The sequence below is a fragment of the Nostocoides australiense Ben110 genome, assembly GCF_001050535.1.
Taxonomy (GTDB): domain Bacteria; phylum Actinomycetota; class Actinomycetes; order Actinomycetales; family Dermatophilaceae; genus Nostocoides_A; species Nostocoides_A australiense.
The window spans coordinates 2,995,117-2,998,207 of record NZ_HG764815.1 but is presented as its reverse complement, the minus strand read 5'-3'; the positions used below and the strand labels follow the sequence as shown (position 1 = coordinate 2,998,207).

3 protein-coding genes are annotated in these 3,091 nt (G+C 70.4%); all 3 read left to right on the top strand.

Features of this window, described 5'->3' with window-relative positions:
- The coding region (locus tag BN11_RS21360) for a glycosyltransferase (RefSeq protein ID WP_162213244.1) at positions 1 to 637 on the top strand (637 nt) is incomplete at its 5' end.
- Positions 638 to 648: 11 nt separating this feature from the next.
- Positions 649 to 2,331, top strand: a complete 1,683-nt coding sequence (locus BN11_RS14430; RefSeq protein ID WP_048698771.1) for a CTP synthase — start codon at positions 649 to 651, stop codon at positions 2,329 to 2,331.
- Positions 2,332 to 2,361: 30 nt separating this feature from the next.
- Entirely contained in the window at positions 2,362 to 3,042 is a 681-nt protein-coding gene (locus BN11_RS14425) for an NUDIX domain-containing protein (protein ID WP_407667986.1), read from the top strand.
- Positions 3,043 to 3,091 lie beyond the last annotated feature (49 nt).

Sequence of the window (3,091 nt, the reverse complement as noted above, 5' to 3'; positions counted from 1 at the left end):
GCTCGCCGAGGTCTCCTCCCCGCGGGTGCTGGACCTGCTCGCGGCCGGCCCCCGAGAACGGGCAGCGGCGCGGGAGCGGGTGGCTGCGGCATACGGGCTGACGCGCGGGGAGCCACTCATCCTCACCATCTCTCGGGTCGCCCCCCAGAAGGACCTGCCCACGCTGCTCGACGCGGCTTCCACCCTGAGCGTGCCGGGGGCCTGGCTCGTCGTGGGCGGCGGCATACCGCACCTGCTGTCCGAGTTACGCGCTCGTGTGGAGCGCGAGCACCTGCCGGTGCGCTTCCTCGGCCCGGTCTCGGACCCGGGCGACCTGCTGCTGGCCGCTGACCTGTTCGTCCTGACGAGCCGATGGGAGGCGCGCGCGCTGGTGGTGCAGGAGGCCATGGCGGGCGGCATACCGGTGGTGGCGCCGAATGTCGGCGGGTTGACCGATCTCCTGGCCGAGGGCGGCGGTCGGCTCGTGTCACCTGGCTCTGCCGGTCAAATCGCTTCTGCCGCAGACTATTTCCTGTCGGACGCGGCGGCGTCTGCGGCGGCCGCGGACCGCGGGCGGGCAGTCGCGGCCGGGTGGCCGAGCGTCGCCGACACGACCCGGGCGTGGTCAGCGGCATACGACGCCCTGATCCTGGGATAACCTAGAACCCCGTGGCGACCACGACGAAACACATCTTCGTGACCGGAGGCGTGGCCTCCTCCCTCGGAAAGGGGCTGACGGCCTCGAGCCTCGGCAACCTTCTCCGCGCACGCGGGTTGCGGGTGACGATGCAGAAGCTCGACCCCTATCTCAACGTTGATCCCGGGACGATGAATCCGTTCCAGCACGGCGAGGTCTTCGTCACCGAGGACGGCGCGGAGACCGACCTCGACATCGGCCACTACGAGCGCTTCCTCGACGTCAACCTCGCGCAGAACGCCAATGTCACCACGGGGCAGGTCTACAGCCAGGTCATCGCCAAGGAGCGCCGGGGCGAATATCTCGGCGACACGGTGCAGGTCATCCCGCACATCACCAACGAGATCAAGGCCCGCATGCGAGCGCAGGCCGAGGGCGACGACGCGCCCGACGTGATCATCACCGAGATCGGGGGCACCGTCGGCGACATCGAGTCGCTGCCCTTCCTCGAGGCCGCCCGGCAGGTCCGCCACGACCTCGGCCGCGACAACTCGATGTTCCTGCACGTCTCGCTCGTCCCCTATCTGGCCCCGAGCGGTGAGCTGAAGACGAAGCCGACCCAGCACTCCGTCGCGGCGATGCGGCAGGTCGGTCTGCAGCCGGACGCCCTTGTGCTGCGGGCGGATCGGGACATTCCGGAGGGCATCAAGCGCAAGATCTCGCTCATGTGCGATGTCGACATGGACGCCGTCGCCGCATGCGTGGACGCGCCCTCAATCTATGACATCCCCAAGGTGCTGCACCGCGAAGGCTTGGACGCCTTCGTCATCCGGCGGCTCGGGCTGAACTTCCGCGATGTCGGCTGGGACGAGTGGGACGACCTGCTGCGCCGCGTGCACCATCCGGCCCACCAGGTCGAGGTGGCGCTGGTCGGCAAGTACATCGACCTGCCCGACGCCTATCTGTCGGTGACCGAGGCGCTACGCGCCGGCGGCTTCGCCCACGACGCGCGAGTGAGCATCCGGTGGGTCGCGTCCGACGACTGCGAGAGTCCGTCCGGCGCGTCCAAGGCGCTCGGCGGTGTCGACGCGGTGCTCGTGCCAGGCGGCTTCGGCGTCCGCGGCATCGAGGGCAAGGTGGGCGCCCTGCGGTGGGCCCGGGAGAACGGCATACCGACTCTCGGGCTCTGCCTGGGGTTGCAGTGCATGGTCATCGAATACGCCCGCAATGTCGCCGGCATCGAGGGGGCGTCCTCGAGCGAGTTCGACCCGCAGACGCCGGCCCCGGTCATCGCGACGATGGCCGAACAACTGGCCTTCGTCGAGGGCGCCGGTGACCTCGGCGGCACGATGCGCCTGGGCACCTATCCGGCGCGCCTGCTGGAGGGGTCCGTCGTGGCGGGAGCCTATGGCGCGACCGAGGTCGACGAGCGGCACCGGCACCGGTACGAGGTCAACAACTCCTACCGCGACGCGATCGGGGAGGCGGGGCTCGTCTTCAGCGGCACCTCACCGGACGGCAACCTGGTGGAGTTCGTCGAGTTGCCCGCCGATGTGCACCCCTATTACGTTGCGACCCAGGCGCATCCGGAGTTCAAGTCGCGGCCGCACCGGGCCCACCCGCTTTTTGCCGGACTCATCGGCGCGGCCATCGAGCAGCAACGCTCCTCGCGGCTGGTCGAGGTCGACCCGCCGGTCCCGGCCGCGGTCCCCTGAGCGCGTTCCCGGACGCGGCGGGCTGGGACAATGGCCTGCGTGAACCCGAACGAGATCATGACGCCCATCGCCGACGAGTTCGCCCCCGCCCGGGTCGTGGCCTCCGAGACGATGTATGAGGGCCTGGTCTGGGATGTGCGCCGCGACAGCGTCGACCTCGGGCACGAGGTGGTGCAGCGTGATCTCGTCGATCATCCCGGCGCTGTCGCGGTCATCGCCCTCGACGAGGAGGACCGGCTCGTCCTGATCCAGCAGTACCGGCACCCGACCCGGATGCGGGAGTGGGAGGTCCCGGCCGGCCTCCTGGACGTGCCGGACGAGCCGGCTCTCCTTGCCGCGCAACGTGAACTGGCGGAGGAGGCCGACCTCCACGCCGACTCGTGGGCGGTCCTGCTCGACTATGCGACCTCGCCCGGCTTCACGAACGAGACGATCCGCATCTTCCTCGCGCGCGGCATACGGCCGGTTCCCGAGGAGGAGCGGCACGAGCGCACGGGGGAGGAGCGCGACATGCCGGTGCGGTGGGTGAGTCTGGACGAGGCGCGCGATGCGGTGCTCGCCGGCCGGCTGCACAATCCGCATACCGTCATCGCCATTTTGGCCGCGCACGCCATGCGCGAGCGGGGCTGGCGCGACCTGCGGCCCGCTGACGAACCCTGGGCGCTGCGTCAGGCCCTGCGCGACGCAGCCTCGCGTGCGGGCTCAGCGTGAGCGCCATCGACGTCACTACCCGCGCCCGGCGCGCGGCCGGACGCCTCAA

Bases quoted from the DNA above. Each gene is read 5' to 3' on its own strand.
- BN11_RS14425 (WP_407667986.1), top strand. From the start codon at position 2,362: ATGGCCTGCGTGAACCCGAACGAGATCATGACGCCCATCGCCGACGAG.